Annotated in this window: 18 protein-coding genes; 11 read left to right on the top strand and 7 right to left on the bottom strand. The window is 54.8% G+C overall.

All coding sequences use genetic code 11. From position 1 onward, the window contains the following. Window positions 1-38: 38 nt before the first annotated feature. The 4 genes from budA to A936_RS14995 all read left to right on the top strand — a co-directional run bounded on the left by budA (window position 39) and on the right by A936_RS14995 (window position 5347). A complete protein-coding gene (gene budA / locus A936_RS15010) occupies window positions 39-818 on the top strand; it encodes an acetolactate decarboxylase (RefSeq protein WP_034809472.1) in 780 nt (259 codons plus the stop codon). Window positions 819-841: 23 nt separating this feature from the next. After that, complete coding sequence (alsS, locus tag A936_RS15005; protein WP_008459279.1) at window positions 842-2521, top strand: acetolactate synthase AlsS; 1680 nt, start codon at window positions 842-844, stop codon at window positions 2519-2521. Window positions 2522-2540: 19 nt separating this feature from the next. Continuing rightward, window positions 2541-3311: a (S)-acetoin forming diacetyl reductase gene (locus tag A936_RS15000; RefSeq protein WP_008459277.1), complete on the top strand. Its 771-nt coding sequence runs from the start codon at window positions 2541-2543 to the stop codon at window positions 3309-3311. A 143-nt stretch (window positions 3312-3454) separates the two neighbouring features. Beyond that, window positions 3455-5347, top strand: coding sequence for a potassium transporter Kup (locus A936_RS14995; RefSeq protein WP_008459275.1), 1893 nt, complete (start codon window positions 3455-3457; stop codon window positions 5345-5347). On the opposite strand, the gene A936_RS14990 is transcribed toward A936_RS14995, so the two are convergent. Together A936_RS14990 and A936_RS14985 are read right to left on the bottom strand one after the other, a co-directional pair. Further along, on the bottom strand, window positions 5344-5925 hold the full coding sequence (locus A936_RS14990) for a TetR/AcrR family transcriptional regulator (protein ID WP_008459273.1): 582 nt from the start codon (window positions 5923-5925) through the stop codon (window positions 5344-5346). The genes A936_RS14995 and A936_RS14990 overlap by 4 nt on opposite strands. A gap of 41 nt (window positions 5926-5966) precedes the next feature. After that, complete coding sequence (locus A936_RS14985) at window positions 5967-7472, bottom strand: MFS transporter (RefSeq protein ID WP_008459271.1); 1506 nt, start codon at window positions 7470-7472, stop codon at window positions 5967-5969. A 189-nt stretch (window positions 7473-7661) separates the two neighbouring features. Between A936_RS14985 and A936_RS14980 the strand changes: the two genes are divergently transcribed. Then, the gene (locus A936_RS14980) at window positions 7662-8276 is read left to right on the top strand and encodes an alpha/beta hydrolase (protein WP_008459269.1); all 615 of its coding nucleotides are present in this window, start codon (window positions 7662-7664) and stop codon (window positions 8274-8276) included. A 97-nt stretch (window positions 8277-8373) separates the two neighbouring features. Here the strand turns inward: A936_RS14980 and A936_RS14975 are convergent, their stop codons facing one another. Further along, window positions 8374-9408 (bottom strand): AI-2E family transporter, encoded by a 1035-nt coding sequence (locus tag A936_RS14975; RefSeq protein ID WP_008459267.1) that lies wholly within the window; start codon window positions 9406-9408, stop codon window positions 8374-8376. A gap of 253 nt (window positions 9409-9661) precedes the next feature. Here A936_RS14975 and A936_RS24095 point away from each other — a divergent pair, with 253 nt between their 5' ends. From A936_RS24095 to mrdB, 6 genes are all read left to right on the top strand, one after another. Continuing rightward, window positions 9662-9760, top strand: a complete 99-nt coding sequence (locus tag A936_RS24095; RefSeq protein ID WP_442892170.1) for a protein YdgV — start codon at window positions 9662-9664, stop codon at window positions 9758-9760. Window positions 9761-9866: 106 nt separating this feature from the next. Further along, window positions 9867-10244: a multidrug/spermidine efflux SMR transporter subunit MdtJ gene (gene mdtJ / locus A936_RS14970; RefSeq protein WP_157141423.1), complete on the top strand. Its 378-nt coding sequence runs from the start codon at window positions 9867-9869 to the stop codon at window positions 10242-10244. Then, window positions 10231-10560, top strand: a complete 330-nt coding sequence (gene mdtI, locus A936_RS14965) for a multidrug/spermidine efflux SMR transporter subunit MdtI (RefSeq protein WP_008459264.1) — start codon at window positions 10231-10233, stop codon at window positions 10558-10560. Before mdtJ ends, mdtI begins: the two co-directional genes overlap by 14 nt. A 134-nt stretch (window positions 10561-10694) precedes the next feature. Next, on the top strand, window positions 10695-12848 hold the full coding sequence (locus tag A936_RS14960; RefSeq protein ID WP_034809347.1) for a bifunctional diguanylate cyclase/phosphodiesterase: 2154 nt from the start codon (window positions 10695-10697) through the stop codon (window positions 12846-12848). Window positions 12849-13041: 193 nt separating this feature from the next. Beyond that, window positions 13042-13683, top strand: coding sequence for an ATP-dependent Clp protease proteolytic subunit (locus A936_RS14955; protein WP_008459260.1), 642 nt, complete (start codon window positions 13042-13044; stop codon window positions 13681-13683). A gap of 134 nt (window positions 13684-13817) precedes the next feature. Next, window positions 13818-14930, top strand: coding sequence for a peptidoglycan glycosyltransferase MrdB (gene mrdB, locus A936_RS14950; RefSeq protein WP_008459258.1), 1113 nt, complete (start codon window positions 13818-13820; stop codon window positions 14928-14930). 51 nt (window positions 14931-14981) lie between these two features. Here mrdB and A936_RS14945 read toward each other — a convergent pair whose 3' ends face one another. From A936_RS14945 to A936_RS14935, 4 genes are all read right to left on the bottom strand, one after another. After that, window positions 14982-15788, bottom strand: a complete 807-nt coding sequence (locus tag A936_RS14945) for a trypsin-like serine peptidase (protein WP_008459256.1) — start codon at window positions 15786-15788, stop codon at window positions 14982-14984. A 98-nt stretch (window positions 15789-15886) separates the two neighbouring features. Continuing rightward, window positions 15887-15967 carry a small membrane protein YdgU gene (ydgU, locus tag A936_RS24090; RefSeq protein ID WP_483862443.1) on the bottom strand — a complete coding sequence of 27 codons (81 nt, stop codon included), beginning with the start codon at window positions 15965-15967 and terminating at the stop codon, window positions 15887-15889. Between the two features lie 115 nt (window positions 15968-16082). After that, window positions 16083-16508, bottom strand: a complete 426-nt coding sequence (gene asr, locus A936_RS22895; RefSeq protein ID WP_008459254.1) for an acid resistance repetitive basic protein Asr — start codon at window positions 16506-16508, stop codon at window positions 16083-16085. Window positions 16509-16660: 152 nt separating this feature from the next. Beyond that, window positions 16661-18145: a carboxypeptidase M32 gene (locus tag A936_RS14935; protein WP_008459253.1), complete on the bottom strand. Its 1485-nt coding sequence runs from the start codon at window positions 18143-18145 to the stop codon at window positions 16661-16663. Between the last annotated feature and the right edge of the window lie 9 nt (window positions 18146-18154).

Raw genomic sequence — 18154 nt, 5'->3', positions numbered from 1 at the left:
TAATGTTTCTTAACCTTCAGCCCGAGGTGACAGACGCCATGAGCGATCTAACTCTATGTTCCTGCGAAGAAAGTCTTTTAGAGATGGTCGAGACCTTCGCCGCAGCCAATAAAGAAAACATGATATATCAGACTTCATTGATGAGCGCATTATTGAGCGGCGTCTATGAAGGGGAAACCACCATGGCCGACCTGCTTAAGCACGGTGACTTTGGCCTGGGGACCTTTAACGAGCTGGACGGCGAGATGATTGCCTTCAACAGCAACGTGTATCAATTACGGTCAGACGGCAGCGCCAGAGCGGCCAGCCCGCAGCAGAAAACCCCGTTTGCGGTGATGACCTGGTTTAAACCGCAATACCGCTTGCGCATCAATAGCCTGACCAGCCGTCAGAAACTGCACGAGATTATCGACGCAAAAATTCCCTCCGATAACCTGTTTTGTGCGCTGCGCATCGACGGTCATTTCCACCACGCACATACCCGCACGGTACCGCGCCAGAAGCCGCCATATCGCGCGATGACAGACGTGCTGGACGACCAGCCGGTGTTCCGCTTTAACGGCCGTAAAGGCGTGCTGGTGGGGTTCCGCACCCCACAGCATATGCAGGGCATCAACGTGGCGGGCTATCACGAACACTTTATTACCGATGACCGCCAGGGCGGCGGGCATCTGCTCGATTATCAGCTGGAGCAAGGCGAGCTGACCTTCGGTGAGATCCACAAGCTGATGATCGATCTTCCGGCAGACAGTGCATTTCTTAACGCCAACCTGCACCCCGAAAATCTCGACGCGGCTATCCGCGCGGTTGAAAACTAGCGTTCCCTGAGGAGATGTGAGCCATGAATAATAAAAAACCTTTGCGCCAGTGGGCGCACGGCGCTGACATGGTGGTCAGCCAGCTTGAAGCTCAGGGCGTGAAGCACGTCTTTGGGATCCCAGGGGCGAAGATCGATAAGGTCTTTGATTCTCTGAACGACTCGCCGATTGAACTTATTCCGGTCCGCCACGAAGCCAATGCGGCCTTTATGGCGGCGGCGGTGGGGCGCATCACCGGGAAAGCGGGCGTGGCGCTGGTGACCTCCGGCCCTGGCTGCTCAAACCTGATCACCGGCATGGCAACAGCCAACAGCGAAGGTGACCCGGTTGTGGCGCTGGGCGGGGCGGTAAAACGTTCCGATAAAGCCAAACTGGTACACCAAAGCATGGACACCGTGGCGATGTTCAGCCCGGTGACGAAATACTCGGTGGAAGTCCCTTCTTCCGACGCCATTGCTGAGGTGGTTTCAAACGCTTTCCGCGCCGCCGAGCATGGTCGCCCCGGTAGTGCCTTTGTCAGCCTGCCGCAGGACATCAGCGACGGCCCGGCAACCGGGAATATTTTGCCAGCCAACGGGGCGGTGAAAGCCGGTGCAGCGCCTGACGCCGCTATTAGCGATGTGGCGAAACTTATCTCGCAGGCCAAAAATCCTGTATTCCTGCTTGGGCTGATGGCAAGCCAGCAGGAAAACAGCGCGGCGCTGTTCCATCTTCTGGAAAAAAGCCATATCCCGGTCACCAGCACCTATCAGGCCGCAGGCGCGGTGAATCAGCAACACTTTGCTCGTTTTGCCGGGCGCGTGGGGCTGTTTAATAACCAGGCCGGTGACCGCCTGCTGCAGCTTGCCGACCTGGTTATCTGTATTGGCTACAGCCCGGTGGAGTATGAGCCGGCGATGTGGAATACCGGTGATGCCACGCTGGTGCATATTGACGTTCTGCCCGCCTATGAAGAACGCAACTACGTGCCAGACGTCGAGCTGGTGGGTGATATCGCCAGCACGCTGGACAAACTCACCGCCCGTATAGAAACACCGCTGGTCCTTAGCCCACGTGCGTCAGAAATCCTCGTGGACAGGCAGCACCAGCGCGAGCTTTTAAGCCGCCGGGGTGCACAGCTGAACCAGTTTGCTCTTCACCCGCTGCGTATTGTCCGGGCGATGCAGGACATCGTGAACGACGACGTGACCCTGACCGTCGATATGGGCAGTTTCCACATCTGGATCGCCCGCTATCTTTATAGCTTCCGCGCCCGTCAGCTGATGATCTCCAACGGCCAGCAAACCATGGGCGTAGCGCTGCCGTGGGCCATTGGCGCGTGGCTGGTGAATCCGGGCCGCAAGGTGGTTTCGGTGTCCGGCGACGGCGGGTTCCTGCAGTCCAGCATGGAGCTGGAAACGGCGGTGCGCCTGGGCGCTAACGTGCTGCACATCATTTGGGTGGATAACGCCTACAACATGGTGGCGATTCAGGAAGAGAAAAAATACCAGCGTCTGTCCGGCGTGAACTTCGGGCCGGTGGACTTCAAAGCTTACGCGGATGCCTTCGGTGCACGGGGCTTCGCGGTGGAAAGCGCGGAGGCGCTGGAGCCGACTTTACGCGCCGCCATGGATGTGAAGGGTCCGGCGGTGGTCGCCATTCCGGTTGATTACAGCGACAACCATTTGCTGATGAGTCAGCTGCACCTCAGCCAAATTCTTTAAACTACAGAAGGATATTGTGATGAAAAAAGTAGCATTGGTTACCGGGGCCGGTCAGGGGATCGGGAAAGCTATCGCGCTGCGTCTGGCTAAAGACGGCTTTGCCGTCGCCGTGGCGGACTACAACGCCAAAACCGCAAAAGAAGTGGCGGACGAAATTAACCGCAATGGCGGCCGCGCGCTGGAAGTGACTGCGGACGTGTCCGACCGCGATCAGGTCTTCGCCGCCGTTGAGGCTGCCCGCAAAGGGCTGGGCGGGTTTGATGTCATCGTCAACAACGCTGGCGTAGCCCCTTCCACGCCTATCGAGGACATCACCCCGGAAATCGTCGATAAGGTCTATAACATCAACGTGAAGGGCGTAATTTGGGGTATTCAGGCCGCGGTTAAAGCCTTTAAAGCCGAAGGGCACGGCGGGAAAATCATTAACGCCTGTTCCCAGGCTGGGCACGTGGGTAACCCCGAGCTGGCGGTTTACAGCTCCAGCAAATTTGCCGTGCGCGGCCTGACCCAGACCGCGGCGCGCGACCTGGCCCCGCTGGGCATCACAGTGAATGGCTACTGCCCAGGGATCGTCAAAACCCCAATGTGGGCCGAAATCGACCGTCAGGTGTCTGAAGCAGCGGGTAAACCGCTGGGTTATGGCACCGCAGAATTCGCCAAACGCATCACTCTGGGACGTTTGTCCGAGCCGGAAGATGTGGCTGCCTGTGTGTCTTACCTGGCCAGCGCGGACTCTGACTATATGACCGGGCAGTCGCTGCTCATCGACGGCGGGATGGTCTTTAATTAAAAAAAGGTTTTAATGTGGAGTACCTTTTGGCCTGGCGGGGAACCGTTGGGCCTTTTTTATTTGCCACTGTTTATCTTAAGTTTTTTATCCACCTCTATACTTTGTGATGGCAACAGCCAGAAAAATCACAGAAAGGACTGGACATGACAAACCTGTCGCAGACGGACGGCGCGGAAGCCTCCGGGACAACGCCGCATAAATTTATCCTCGCGGGAAGCGCCCTCGGCGTGGTGTTTGGCGATATCGGCACCAGCCCGCTTTATACCCTGAAAACGGTGCTGCTGTTATCCGGCAACGATCCGACCCCGTCGGTTATCCTGGGTCTGCTGTCGCTGATTATCTGGACGCTGATCCTCATCACCTCGGTGAAGTATGCGATGTTTGCGATGCGCATCGACAACCACGGGGAAGGCGGCATTATGGCGCTGATGTCGCTGCTGGTGGCGAGAGACAAAGGCTCGCGTTGGGTGGTGCTGGCGGCTTTATTGGGCGCGGCGCTGATCTACGGTGACGGAGCGATTACGCCCGCAATTTCAGTGCTCTCCGCCATTGAAGGGCTGAATATTATCCTGCCGGAGGCCGAAACCTGGGTGCTGCCAATTGCGGTGACGATTCTGGTACTGCTGTTTGCCGTGCAGCCTTTCGGCACGGCTAAGATAGGTAAAGTTTTCGGGCCGATTATGGCGCTGTGGTTTATTGCTATCGCCGGGCTTGGGATTTGGGGTATCGCGCAGCATCCGGCCGTGCTGCTGGCTATCAATCCCTTGTACGGCCTGCAGTTTCTCGTCTCTAACGGTTTTGTCAGTTTTATGGTGCTGGGCGGCGTGTTTCTGTGCGTCACCGGGGCGGAAGCGCTGTATGCCGACATGGGGCATTTCGGGAAAAAACCTATCTGGATGGCGTGGTACGGCGTGGTCTTCCCGAGCCTGCTGCTGAACTATGCGGGGCAGTCGGCGCTGATCCTTTCCGGGGCCGATATCACCCAGAATATCTTCTTCCGCCTTTGCCCGCCGGCACTGCTGATCCCGCTGGTGATCCTTGCCACGCTGGCCACCATTATTGCCAGTCAGGCGATTATCACCGGGGCATTTTCGATGACCCGGCAGGCGATTCAATTGGGCTGGCTACCGCGCCTGCGCATTCGCCAGACGGCGGCGGAGAGCTACGGGCAAATTTATATCGGCGTGATCAACTGGCTGTTGATGGGCGTCACGCTGTTCCTGACGGTGTTCTTCAGGTCGTCTGAGAACCTGGCGGCGGCTTACGGGATTGCGGTATCTCTCACCATGCTGATGACCTCCGGGCTGCTGTACGTGGCGATGCGTCACATCTGGCAGTGGCGGCGGCTGACCAGCGCGCTGGTGGCGGGGGGCTTTTTGATCGTCGATACCTGCTTCCTGATCGCTAATCTGATCAAGGTACTGGAGGGCGGTTATATTCCACTGCTGCTGGCGGCGATTGTCTGCACGACGATGCTGGTCTGGCACCGTGGCGCGGCGGCGGCGTCCAGGGCGGTGAACGAAAAGGTGATCGATGTGAACACCTTCTTCGCCGCGCTGAAAGAGCGTGGCGTGCCGCGCGTGCAGGGTTCAGCGGTGTTTCTGACCAAAACGCGCAACGGTATTCCGCCGGTGATGCGGTGGCATGTGGCGCGCAACCACGCGCTGCAGGAGCAGGTACTTTCGCTGACCATTTCTATCATGAACGTCCCGCGCGTACCGGCTGGAGAACGGCTGGTAATTGTGGAGCAGGCACCGAATTACTGGCGCGGTATCGCCCAGTACGGCTTTATGGAAAGACCGCATATTCCTGAGCTTATGGCGAGGCTGGGAGAGATGGCGTGTGCCTTCCGCGTGGAGGATGTGACCTACTATCTGGGCCATGAAACCATCGTGGCCCGTGAGGACGGGCAGGGGATGCCAGCCTGGCAGCGTAAGTGCTTCGCGTTCATGGTGAGAAACGCCACGCACGTGACGCACTATTACCGCCTGCCGAGCGACAGCGTGGTAGAGATCAGCCGGCGGATAGCAATTTAACCCGCCCGCAGGACCAGGCGAATAAAACTGTCGATGTCGTCCAGCGCCAGCTGCCTGTCGGCAGGGGCTGAGGCGACCAGCAGTTTGTCGGCATAACCGTTGAGCAGGGCGCTAAACTGGCGCGTAGCTCTGGCGGCATCCACCGCTTTAAACACGCCGGCCGCAATGCCGTCATCGACGATATCGGCCAGCACTTTTTCCCATTTTTGCGTCATCACCAGCGCAAGCTCGGCCCATACGCTGCTGTGCGCTGCCTGGTGCCACAGCGCGCCGTAAAGCTGCCAGACAGCGTCCGGCGCGTGAGGGAGATACGTGTGGATCAAGCGTTGCAGCTTATCTTCCGGGGAAAACGTGTTGGTTTCAGCGGTAAACTTGTGCAGATCGGCCATCAAAAACGCGGTCATCGCTTCAATGCAAAGCGTTTGCCAGTCGCTGAAGTAGTGGTAAATGTGGCTCCGTGAAATACCCACCCGCTCGGTGAGTTCGCGGGTGGTCACCTTTTCAATGCCTTTCTCAATGAACAGCTCAATGGCCCCGCTCAGGATTTTGCTTCTTAGCGTGTCCGGTGCTTCTTTCATGACGTTTCCACGGTTATCTGAATCGCTGATGGAGCATCTTATCAGTTTTTAACACGCTGGCTGGACAGCTTTTCCGGCTGGCGCAGCACATATTTCAAGATCGCGGTGCTGACGGCGACCAGCACGGCGGCGCAGATAATCACCGTCAGATAGGCATGGCTGAAGGCGTTTCGCGCCAGCTCTTTCAGCAGGGCGGCGCTTGCCGTGCTCATCGAGCCTGCAAGGTGCAGAGCCTCATCCAGACTGTCGTACGCGCTGTTTCCTGCCACCAGGCCTTCAGGCAACACCAGGCTTGCGCTGTAGACCGCGGTCATCAGGCCGCCCAGCAGCGTCACGCCAAGTACGCCGCCCATTTCCCATGAGACATCCTCAATCGCGGCGACCATGCCGGCTTTTTCTTCCGGGGCATTGAGCATGATGGATGTTGATGCGGCGGTAAACGCCACGCCGAGCCCAAGCCCGATGACAAACAGCGCGGCGAGCTGTGGCGTCAGACTGTAATCGGCCAGCAAAGCCATACCCGTCATACCCATCGCTGTCACCAGCAGGCCGAAGACCATAAGTTTTGCGCCGCCCCAGCGTGGCAGCACGACGCCGGCCAGCGGTGAAGCCAGGGCCGAGCCAATCGGAATAGGCAGAATCGACAGCCCGGCTAACAGCGGCGTCAGGCCCAGGACAAGCTGCAGGCGCTGGGTCAACACCAGCTCAATGCCGGTTAGCGCGATCATGGTGATAATCGCCACGCTAATGCCGCTGGCAAACATGCGGTTACGGAACAGCGAGAAATCGATCATCGGCTGGGCCGAACGCTGTTGGCGACGAACAAACAGCGTTAAAAAGACGACGCCAGCCAGCAAAGAGCCGGCGATGGTTAGCCACGAGGCATCCATCTTGCTGAGTTCCTTGAGCGCGTAAATCACGCCTACAAGGCCAAGCATAATCAGCAGTGAAGCGGTGAAATCACAGGGACGGTTGGCGTTCCCCGCATCCCGTGGGATCAAGAACCAGGCAAAAACGATAACCAGCAAGACGACCGGCACGTTAATCAGGAAGACCGATCCCCACCAGAAGTACTCCAGCAGCACGCCGCCAATAACCGGGCCAAGCGCCGCGGCGGCAGAAGCCACGGCAGACCAAATGCCGATGGCCAGCGCCCGTTCGCGCTCGTTGGTAAAGACCTGACGCACGATGGCAAGCGTGGCTGGCATCATCATCGTGGCACCTATAGCCAGAAACACGCGAGAAGCGATCAGCAGTTCAGCCGTGGGCGAGTAGGCCGCGCAGAGCGAAGCGAGGCCGAAAACAGGTAATCCGGACATAAAGAGCAGCTTGTGGCCCAGGCGGTCACTCAGCATGCCCGCGCCGGGTAGCAGGCCCGCCGCCACCAGCGGGTAGGCGTTAATGATCCACAGTTTTTCAGACGCCGTAGCGTTTAAGGCCTGGGTGAGCCTGGGCAGTGCCGTGTAAAGCACCGTCATATCTATAATGATCAGGAAAAGGGTGCTGGTCAGGATCGCCAGAATCAGCCAGCGGTTAGTGAAGCGCATGTTGAATGCCTCTAAAATAATCCAAATTTGAGCGGTTGCTCAAGCGCGAAATATACTTGAGCGGTTGCTCAAAAACAAGCTCGGTATTGCCGCGTATTTAGCGGCGGTTGACTTGTTGTGAAGGGAGGGATCGCGATAAGGTAGCCGCCTGCGAGGATATTCATTCAGGTTTGAGCACAGGGCAGGGAAATGAAAAAACTGATCGTGATGTTACATGGGGTAGGGAGTTCCGGGGCGGATCTCGAAGGGCTGGGGCTTTTCGTCCAGCAGGTCATGCCTGAAGTGCTATTTGCCTCCCCGAACGGCAGCGAGCCTTTTGACGGCGGCGGCGATGCCTGGCAGTGGTTCAGCCTGGAGGGCGTGACAGCACAAAACCGCCCGCAGCGAGTGATAGAGGCCCGGGCCGCGTTTGATGCGAACCTGGAAGCTATTTTTAAGCAGCATGACGTGACGCCGGGTAAAGATCAGGTCATTCTGCTGGGCTTCTCTCAGGGATCTATCATGGCCCTGGATGTTCTGGCTACTTCCCGTTTTCCACTGGCGGGCGTAGTGGCATTTTCCGGGCGTCTTGCTTCACCCAAACCGTATCACGTGGCGGCAGATGCGTCGGCGCTGTTGATTCATGGTATGGCGGATCAGGTGATTCCGTGGGCTGAAAGTGAAGCGGCTGCCGCGGCGTTAATTGAAGCTGGCGCGGAAGTTGAAACGCTGTTTGAACCCGGCGTGGTGCATACCATTAGCGCGGATGGCGTGTCGCAGGCGCTGGGGTATATTGCGGAGCGTTTTGAGTTAGATCCGGAGTGATTATTCCCTCACCCTAACCCTCTCCCAAAGGGAGAGGGGATAAAACATATTGCATGTGATCTTACCTCTCCCCCCTCCGGGGAGAGGGGCAAAATCATCAGGACTTGCTCATATCACTCAGCAGCACCGCAATACTTTTCCCGCCTTCTGTTTGTTCCAGCGCAATCTTCACCGCAATCGTCAGCGGCACGGACAGCAGCATACCGACCGGGCCGAGCAGCCAGCCCCAGAAGATGAGTGACAAGAATACCACCAGCGTAGAGAGCCCAAGCCCTCGGCCCATCATGCGCGGCTCCAGGATATTGCCAAACACCAGGTTAATCAGAAGATAACCCGCGACGACAATCAGGGCCTCGTACAACCCGTTAAATACCAGAACCTGCACCACCGGCGGGATGGCCGCCAGCACGGAGCCGATGTTTGGAATATAGTTGAGTGCGAAGGCCAGCAGCCCCCAGATAAAGGCAAAGCGGACGTCAAGGGCGGCAAGCATGCCCCATACGACAAGGCCGGTGACGATGCTGATGGCCGTTTTTAGCACCAAATAATGGCTGACGCTGTCCAGCGCACGCTGAATGGCACCCATACCTTCTTCCGGGCGAGCCATCAGCTGCTGCAGCTTGCGCGGCAGTTGTGGGACTTCAATCAGCATAAACACCACGGTCAGCAGCAGTAAAAAGATAGACGTCATCGCGTTGGAAAGTTGCGTCAGCAGACCGGTAACCAGCGTCATCAGGGCATTAGGATCGACATACTTCATTAACTCATCGACAGAAACAGAAATTCCCGCGCGCTGCAGCCAGGGTTCAAGGGTTTTTAACGGCACCACCAATGAAGAGCGGTACTGCGGCAGGGTCCGCGCAAGTTCGTTTAGCGAAGTGCCGAGATAGGCCAGCAGCAGCACCATGCTCAGGATAATGACGACAATCACCAGGCTGATGGCCAGCACGCGCGGCACCCGAAGCCGTTCAAGACGACGAATTAGCGGGTTTAGAATAACGGCAATAAATAGCGCCAGAATAAATGGCACGATGATGTCGGCAGCCGCTTTAATACCCACCAAAATAATGACCAGCATGCCCAGCATGATCACGGCCTTCAGTGCTTTGAGTGTAATAATTGGTTTTGCCATCGTGGCGGGTTCTCCAGTGTGCGGGCGGGGGAATAATACACCACCGTTAAAACAGGTGTCCCTTTATTACGTTATTTTAAACGTTAAAAACAGTTTGATACATTGTGTTTTTGCTGTCGTTTTGCGTAAAGGAGTGTAAAGGTCAGCCGCTAACATACCGAATTATGGTATAAAATCACCGTGTTTAACTACTGAGGACAATTTTCTATCCGCAACTGATGAGAAGCAACACCGCGGGTAAGTTGGAAATATTATGGACAATACGTTCAGCACTTCATTCAATCAGCATTCTGTTTTTATCACATCTACATCTTCACTCTCTGGTGAGCAGCACTGGCGCAACGCGCTATAGTCCCTTTCTTCTGACATTTTTTTTCTGGTTTTCAAATTTTCGCTTGCTCGTCGTGTGACGTGGCTTGTCGGTTTTTTGTATCTTTATTTTCTCTGTCAGGAGAGAAATCATGATTTATTGGGTTTTATTGGGATTAGCCATCGTTGCCGAAATTACCGGCACCTTGTCAATGAAATGGTCAAGCGTAAACGAAAGTAATATGGGGTATATTTTCATGCTGGTCATGATCGCGATCTCCTATATTTTTCTGGCGTTTTCGGTGAAAAAAATCGCCCTTGGCGTGGCATATGCCATGTGGGAAGGCATCGGTATTCTGTTTATTACCGTCTTCAGCGTCATGCTGTTTGATGAGTCCATTTCACCGCTAAAAATACTTGGCTTAACTACGTTGGTTATTGGTATTGCGCTGATTAAATCGGGTACGCGAGAGAAAAAATCACGCCCGGTGATATCAGAGAAAGGGGAGCATCATGCAGTCGTTTGAGTGGGTACACGCCCTGTGGCTAACGTTAGCCATTATTCTGGAAATCGTCGCCAATATCTTTTTAAAACAATCTGATGGTTTCAAACGCCCGATTTACGGTGTGCTGTCTCTGCTGGCCGTGCTGGCCGCGTTCAGCGCCCTGGCTCAGGCCGTTAAAGGCATTGAGTTATCCGTCGCCTATGCGCTCTGGGGCGGGTTTGGTATCGCCGCCACCGTGGCCGCGGGCTGGATCCTCTTCGGCCAGCGCCTTAACCGCAAAGGTTGGGTTGGACTAAGTTTGTTGCTGGTAGGGATGGTTATTATCAAAATTGCCTGATCCATCACGCTGCCCGTTAATGATTCGGGCAGCGCTTTCCTCAGGGTGTATTACGCTTATTTTACGGTAAAAGCACTTCTCTAAATCAAAAGCCTAAAAACCTTCACGTTATTTCACTTAGAAGAGAGCTGAAATTGCGTAATCCTCTTAGCTGGAAAAGCACGCCCGTTGCTGGAGCCCTGTTTGCCATGGTGTTTATGGCAGGTATCGGGCTGATCGTGTCTATTATCGCGCTCCTCTACCTTTCATTTCACCTTATTAGCAGTAAAACCAATGAGATAGATGAACACCGAAGCGCCCTGTCGGTACAGGGGGCCATACAGACTTCGGTCAACCGCGTGTGGGCGTTGGTTATTGATAATGCGGTCTGGGACGATGCCGTAAATCAAGTTTATCGCCCTGAGCTGGACGTTAACTGGCTGTATAACACCTGGGGCGCGGGTTACAAAATCAATAACCTCTATGATGGCGTGTACGTGCTGGATGAAGGGTTCAATGTGCTTTGGGGCTCGTTTCGTGGGCAACGCGTAACGGGGCAAAACATTTCTCAACTTGGGAAGGGGTTTGCGTCCCTCGTCCACCAGAACGCGCAAACGCTTAAAGACGACAAAAAAATTTTTGCCGGGATCACGCAAACCGAGAGCGGCGTTTCGTTTATTGGCATTGGGCTGATTCGGCCCATGTTGGGGCGGCTTCAGGTTCACGACGCCACGCGCCGTTACCTGGTGATTGGTCGTCAGATTAATAACTCGATGCTAAAAGAGCTGGGAAACACGTTTCAGATTGAAAACCTACGCCTGACGCCCACGCCATCTGATTCTTCAAGTGTCCCGCTGAACAGCGCCTCCGGTGAAACGCTGGGATACCTTAGCTGGCAGCCGCGGCTGCCTGGAGCAGAGGCGGCCCGCGCCGCTTCGGCAGATATTATGCGCATTACGATGCTTGCGGCGGTGCTAATCCTGGTCTTTATCGTCATCAGCAGCCTGGGGCTGTACAAGCTGGCTCGAGGTGAAAAGCAGGCGAGAAATATCGCGTTAACCGACTGGCTCAGCCATTTACCTAACCGACGAGCGCTCATCGAGCGGCTGGAAACCATCAGCAAACAGGGAGATAGTGACGAAAAAAGCGTGGTATTTATCGATCTCGATGGTTTTAAGGACGTGAATGATATTTACGGGCACGATAAAGGCGACCAGTTAATCGTGACCATTGCTCATGCTCTTCGCGATCGCGTGCCACCAAACGGCATGCTGGTGCGCATGGGAGGGGATGAATTTGCCATGATGATCGGCGGGGAGAGGGCAGGGGAACACTCAGCCGCCTTCGCGGGTTCAGTCCTGGATTTTCTTAGCCAGCCTGTCCCCGTGGGAGAAAGTACCCTTCATATTAGCGCCAGTATCGGAATAGCTTCGGGCTCGCTGGTGGATTGCAGCAGCTCGGAGCTGTTCCGCCGGGCCGATATCGCTATGTATCACTCTAAAATTACCGGAAAAGGTCGCACGACTTATTATGATGCCGCGTTGAATAATGTTCGCGAGCGCCGTTTAACCATCGAAAATGACATTCGTGCGGGCCTTCTACGGAATGAGTTTGAGGTTTGGTACCAGCCGATTATGGATGCACGTAGCCAGGCGATGGCCGGTGTGGAAGCGCTGGTACGCTGGCCGCGTCGCCCAGGCGGAGAACTGTTGCCAGATGAGTTTATTCCCGTGGCTGAAACGAGCGGTCTTATCTATTCGCTCGGATTGTTTGTGCTTCGCCAGGCGTGCTGTGATTTAGCTTCCCATGAGGATCTGCGGCTGTCGGTAAACATTTCTCCGGCGCAGTTCCGCGACCCGGAATTTGAAGACAAGGTTGCCCGGGTGCTACAGGAAACGGCGTTCCCGGCGCAAAGGCTTGAACTGGAAGTGACGGAAAGCTATGTGCTGGAAAACCCGGAGCGCGCCCTGACGGCAATTCGCAATCTTAAGTCTCAGGGCACGGCGGTGGCGCTGGACGATTTCGGCAACGGCTATTCGAGCATCGGCTATTTGCGCCGTTTTAACTTTGACACCATCAAAATAGACAAGTCCCTGGCCGGACTGGTGGACAGCGATGAACAAGCGCTGGCGCTGGTGAATGGAACGGTACGTATTGCCACCGCGCTGGGGATGGCAGTGACGGCGGAGGGCGTGGAAAACGAAGAGCAGCTCAAGCTGCTTGGCCGGGCAGGCTGCGACCGGCTGCAGGGCTATTATTTCAGCCCGCCTAAGCCGCTGGAGGTGATTTTGGGGCTACGTCCGGCGTAGTGGCCTATTAAATTATGGGTTAATATTGCCTGCTATTACAGAGGGTTATTTTATTTTTTATGTTATTGGGTTTTTTCTTTTCAATATTAACTCTTTGTTTAATTACTGGTTATAAATCACCTTGCTTTTGCAATCCCATGTTATAAGCTATGAAGAAATGGAATGTTAAGTTGAGTTTATCAAGGAGAGACATGTGAAAGCCGCAATACACCTGATCATTACAGTGTTAATTTCGTATTCTTCATTTGCTGCAGCGCAGCCAGTGGAAGATAAAAATAAAATAGCCAAAATTTATTATACCGGAGAAATGCAACCTTCCGCCGTATCGAGGCTGGTCAGCGCTTTTGATGAAGTTAATAAAAATAATGATGTAGAAAGAATTTATCTCTACATCAATAGCTATGGCGGTGATATGGATGCGGGCTTGATGGCCGCCGCTGCCGTCAGAAGCTCTGCTATCCCCGTAACAACAGTGGCTATGTCCACCGTCGGCTCTTCGGCAACGATCATGTTTTGCGCCGCAGACGACAGGCGCTCATTGCCTGAAGGCAGCCTGTTCCTGCACCCGGCCTCTATCTCACATCAGGGAGATGTCAGGCCAGCAGATGTGGCTTATCTTGAAAAAGAAACACGTCGTTTCAATGAGATGTTTAAAAAAACGTATCGGGCATGTACAAAACTTGATGATGCCAAAATAGCCGAGATACTGCATAGCGAGTATAACCTTACAAACTATTCTCCCAGTGAAGCAATGGCCATAGGGTTAATATCCTCCGTGGATAAAAAAATAATTCCGGCCACCTACAGCTACGCTATCACCAGCAGCTCAAATTAATAGTCAAATATTACCGGGTAAACTATCGGGTCATGACGTGGATATGGAAATAACGCTGAGGGCAATCCGCTAGTTTGTCCCGTGAATATATCAGGAACCATGCCTGAATTACCTTGTGGTGGCAGAGGTATTACATGGAAAATATTCATCAGAAAAGAATGTTTTGGCTAAAGATTCATCTTGATGCTTCGCTGCTGCTGTTGATTATGCTGCTGCTTGCCTACAGCGCGTTTGTGATGTGGAGCGCCAGCGGCCAGGATCCTGGGATGATGGAGCGCAAAGCCGGGCAGATAGCGATGGGGCTTATCGTGATGATCGCCATGGCGCAAATCCCTCCTCGCTTTTATGAAAGATCCGCCCCCTGGCTCTTTGCCCTGTGCGTGATTTTACTGCTAATGGTGGATAGCATCGGGCAAATCAGTAAAGGGGCTCAGCGCTGGCTGGATCTCGGCGTTATCCGCTTCCAGCCTTCTGAAATCGCAAAGATTGCCGTCCCGCTGATGGTGGCGCGGTTTATCAATCACAATCCCTGTCCTCCATCGCTGAAACATACCGCCATCGCCCTGGCGCTGATTTTTGTTCCCACCTTGCTTATTGCGATGCAGCCCGACCTCGGGACCGCCGTTCTGGTGGCCACATCCGGTCTTTTCGTGTTGTTCCTGTCCGGCATTAGCTGGCGGATTATCGCCGCCGCTGCCGCGCTGATTGCGGTGTTCATTCCGGTGCTGTGGTTCTTTCTTATGCATGACTATCAGCGTGAACGCATCATGATGCTGTTGGATCCGACCCGCGATCCGCGTGGGGCGGGCTATCACATTATTCAGTCAAAAATTGCTATTGGTTCTGGCGGTATGGTAGGGAAAGGCTGGCTGCACGGCACACAGTCGCAGCTGGAGTTTTTACCGGAGCGGCACACCGACTTTGTGTTTGCCGTTCTGGCGGAAGAACTGGGCTTTATCGGCATTTTAGTGCTGCTGGCGCTGTATCTGCTGGTGATTATGCGCGGGTTGATCATCGCCGCTCAGGCTCAGACGCTTTTTGGCCGCATGGTTGTCGGCAGCCTGATACTGATTTTGTTCGTTTATGTGTTTGTGAACATCGGTATGGTCAGCGGAATCTTGCCGGTAGTAGGTGTTCCGCTGCCGTTAATAAGCTACGGAGGCTCGGCGCTGATCGTGCTAATGGCCGGGTTTGGCATCATTATGTCAATACATACGCACCGCAAGATGATGTCAAAAAATGTTTAGCTGCCGGGCAACCGTTATTGCTACGGTGCCCGACGGTATCGGGTTGAGCGCTTATTGTGCCAGCGCTTCCAGTCTGTCGCGGAAGCCGGTGACTGAGATGGCGCGGTTGTCAGCTCTGTATCTGTCTTTGGCTGCCGGGGCAGAACTTTGCACCGCAATCAGCTGCCAGCCCTGATCGGTTTTCAGCAACAGCGGTGAACCGCTATCGCCGGGGAGCGTATCACACTGGTGCGACAGCACGGACGCTTGCGCCCAGCCCGTCACCAGACAGTTGCTGTGGGTATACAGGTCGTCGAGATGATCCAGCGGATAGCCGGACTGCGTCACTTTACGATCCTGCGCCTTTAATGCTTCGGTTAGCGCGTCTTTGTCGCCGGTAAACAGCGGCAGTGGCGTGATACCCGAAGGCGGATTACGGATAATAATCAGGCCAAAATCGTAAGGCGCTGCGTTAGACGGAACCAGCCACCCGTCACCGTCCGGTTTAAGGCGGCGACCGAGGGACTTGTCCACGCGGCCTTCGATATCATGGATCTCATAGCGCCATTGCCCTTTGTGGGAAATAAAGCGCAGGGCGATGGCTTTGTCTGCCTTACCACGCGGCGGCTGCAGCAGGCAGTGCCCGGCAGTTAAGGCCAGATGCGGTGAAATCAGGGTGGCGGTACATAAGTTGCCGCTGGCGGTTTCTAACTGGCCAATGGCATCCCAGGGGGCGTCCTCAGGGTTGGTCACGCGAATACGGTCATCTTTGCCGAAGAACAGTGTTTTAACGTTCGCCGGGCTGTCGTCTTCGTCCGCGTGAACGAGTTGAGGTAAAAGGATCAATGCTCCTAAAAACAACACAACACTTTTGCGCATAGCTCTCTCTGAAGGGGCTAATAATTATGGTTTTTATAGATGCAGTAACTATAGTCGGAACGGACCGAAAGTGGGAGTGAAAACAGCAGACTACGCTATCAGAGCCAGAAGCTCAGCGTAATAATACCGCAGATGATCAGCAGGGCGAGGATTAACTCGAAACTGTAGCGTCGCAACATTATCCGCACTCCAGAAATAAGTACGTGCTAAAGGCTGTGCCTTATTCCTAATAAAACACCCGGCAAGCCGGGTGTTTATGTAAACGCTTCAAGCTAACGGGTCGCCCCGTTTAACTTATGCTGCTGGCTGTGCAGCTGGTTTAGCAGCGGCTTTGTGATGTTTTTTCACGTGTTTTTTAGCAGCCTGAGCTTTCTGTGCAGCTGGTTTTACTGCTTTTTTGTGGTGTTTTTTAGCAGCCTGGGCTTTCTGAGCAGCTGGTTTGGTTGCTTTTTTGTGGTGCTTTTTAGCAGCCTGAGCTTTCTGCTCGGTGGCTGGTTTAGCGGCTTTTTTGTGTTTCTTTTTAGCAGCCTGAGCTTTCTGAGCGGCAGCTTTTTTGTGTTTCTTGTGATGCGTTACTTTTGCAGCTGGCGCTTTAGCAGCAGGAGCAGCAGCGGTGGTTGCTGGAGCAGCAGCTGGAGCGGTAGCGGTGGTGTCAGCAGCGAAAGCGGCAGAAGACAGACCCATAGCAGCGGCAACAACCAGAGCTAATACTTTTTTCATTTCGACATCCTCGAATTTGTTTGTGTGTCAACCCCACTGCGGGGCCGTTGAAATGAACTATAGGCTGGGGAATCAAAGTGTTCAGTGAGTGATTGGTATCGGCATGTAACGTAATGTACAACGCCGGGTACAGACGACCCGGCGTGAGGGGATTACAGGTAACGTGATTCTAAATGTTTGCGGAAATACAACGGGTTAAGATCTTCTCCGGTGGCGTTGGTTATCAGCTGTGAGGTGGTGAAACGGCTGCCGTGCTGCCAGATATTTTGCTTCAACCAGTCAAATAAGGGGGTAAAATTCCCGCTGGCGATCGCCTGCTCCAGGTCCGGCAGCGCGCGTGATGCCGCGCTAAAGAGTTGCGCCGCGTACATCGCGCCCAGAGTGTAGGACGGGAAGTAGCCGAAAGCGCCGTCAGTCCAGTGAATATCCTGCATGCAACCGTGGCGGTAATTGCCTTCGGTGGACAGGCCCAGCCAGGACTGCATCTTCTCATTCCACAGCGCCGGAATGTCATCCACCTCGATATCACCGTCGATCAGCGCCCGTTCAATTTCATACCGCAGCACGACGTGCGCCGGGTAGCTCACTTCATCGGCATCGACGCGAATATAGCCGCGTTCTACCTGCTGGTTGACGTTGATAAAATTGTTCAGCTCGAACGCAGGCTGCGGACCAAAACGCTCAATCACTTTGGGTAACAGCAGTTTCAGAAACGGCGCGCTGCGCCCAAGCTGCATTTCAAAGAACAGGCTTTGGGATTCATGAATGGCGGTAGAACGCGCCAGCGCAACGGGCTGGCCGAGCCATTCCCGGGGCAGGTTTTGCTCATAGCGGGCGTGGCCGGTTTCATGAATCACGCCAAACAGCGAGCTGAACATCTCTTCTTCGTTATAGCGAGTCGTGATTCGCACATCTTCAGGCACGCCGCCGCAGAAGGGATGCGCGCTGACGTCAAGGCGGCCGCCGTTAAAGTCAAAGCCGAGCAGCGCCATGGTATCCAGCCCGAGCTGACGCTGGGTTCCGGTGGCGAAAGGGCCCTGCGGTGTCAGCATTTTTTCTTTGGACTGCTTATCAACCACCTTCTGGAGCAGATCCGGCAGCCAGCCGCGCAGATCGCCAAACAATACGTCGAGCTTGGCGCTGGTCATTCCGGGTTCATAGATGTCCAGCAGCGCATCATAGCGGGAAATGCCTTTTGCCTCTGCGCGCAGACGTGCCTCTTCGCGGCTGACGCGAACGACTTCCTTCAGGTTCGCGGAGAAACCCTGCCAGTCGTTCGCCGGGCGCTGGGTACGCCAGCCGTGCTCGCAGCGCGTACCTACCAGCGATTTCTCTTCTACTAACGCATCCGGGAGCAGTACTGCTTCCTGGTAGTGGCGAGTCATTTCACGCAGGTTGGCACGCTCCACATCGTTCAGATCTTCCTGAGCCGCGGCCTGGAGCAGGGTGGCAATTTTCTTGTCGGTCAGGATCTGGTGCTTAAGCACGCTGAGTTCAGCGAGAGCCTCGCCGCGCGCCTGGCTACCGTTAGCGGGCATCATGGTGGACATGTCCCAGCCGGCAATGGCTGACAGATGATCAAACCGGGACAGACGCTGGAAGGTACGGGTCAGGTGATTATAGTTTTGCTTTTCCATATGGCCTCG

The organism is Enterobacter sp. Ag1 (assembly GCA_000277545.1).
Lineage (GTDB): Bacteria > Pseudomonadota > Gammaproteobacteria > Enterobacterales > Enterobacteriaceae > Cedecea.
This window is presented reverse-complemented; position numbering and strand designations above follow the sequence as displayed.

What these genes read in the sequence shown, in the direction of transcription:
- budA (WP_034809472.1), top strand. Translation starts at nt 39, where the DNA reads ATGAGCGATCTAACTCTATGTTCCTGCGAAGAAAGTCTTTTAGAGATG.
- alsS (WP_008459279.1), top strand. Translation starts at nt 842, where the DNA reads ATGAATAATAAAAAACCTTTGCGCCAGTGGGCGCACGGCGCTGACATG.
- A936_RS15000 (WP_008459277.1), top strand. Translation starts at nt 2,541, where the DNA reads ATGAAAAAAGTAGCATTGGTTACCGGGGCCGGTCAGGGGATCGGGAAA.
- A936_RS14995 (WP_008459275.1), top strand. Translation starts at nt 3,455, where the DNA reads ATGACAAACCTGTCGCAGACGGACGGCGCGGAAGCCTCCGGGACAACG.
- A936_RS14990 (WP_008459273.1), bottom strand. Translation starts at nt 5,925, where the DNA reads ATGAAAGAAGCACCGGACACGCTAAGAAGCAAAATCCTGAGCGGGGCC.
- A936_RS14985 (WP_008459271.1), bottom strand. Translation starts at nt 7,472, where the DNA reads ATGCGCTTCACTAACCGCTGGCTGATTCTGGCGATCCTGACCAGCACC.
- A936_RS14980 (WP_008459269.1), top strand. Translation starts at nt 7,662, where the DNA reads ATGAAAAAACTGATCGTGATGTTACATGGGGTAGGGAGTTCCGGGGCG.
- A936_RS14975 (WP_008459267.1), bottom strand. Translation starts at nt 9,408, where the DNA reads ATGGCAAAACCAATTATTACACTCAAAGCACTGAAGGCCGTGATCATG.
- A936_RS24095 (WP_442892170.1), top strand. Translation starts at nt 9,662, where the DNA reads ATGGACAATACGTTCAGCACTTCATTCAATCAGCATTCTGTTTTTATC.
- mdtI (WP_008459264.1), top strand. Translation starts at nt 10,231, where the DNA reads ATGCAGTCGTTTGAGTGGGTACACGCCCTGTGGCTAACGTTAGCCATT.
- mrdB (WP_008459258.1), top strand. Translation starts at nt 13,818, where the DNA reads ATGGAAAATATTCATCAGAAAAGAATGTTTTGGCTAAAGATTCATCTT.
- A936_RS14945 (WP_008459256.1), bottom strand. Translation starts at nt 15,788, where the DNA reads ATGCGCAAAAGTGTTGTGTTGTTTTTAGGAGCATTGATCCTTTTACCT.
- ydgU (WP_483862443.1), bottom strand. Translation starts at nt 15,967, where the DNA reads ATGTTGCGACGCTACAGTTTCGAGTTAATCCTCGCCCTGCTGATCATC.
- asr (WP_008459254.1), bottom strand. Translation starts at nt 16,508, where the DNA reads ATGAAAAAAGTATTAGCTCTGGTTGTTGCCGCTGCTATGGGTCTGTCT.
- A936_RS14935 (WP_008459253.1), bottom strand. Translation starts at nt 18,145, where the DNA reads ATGGAAAAGCAAAACTATAATCACCTGACCCGTACCTTCCAGCGTCTG.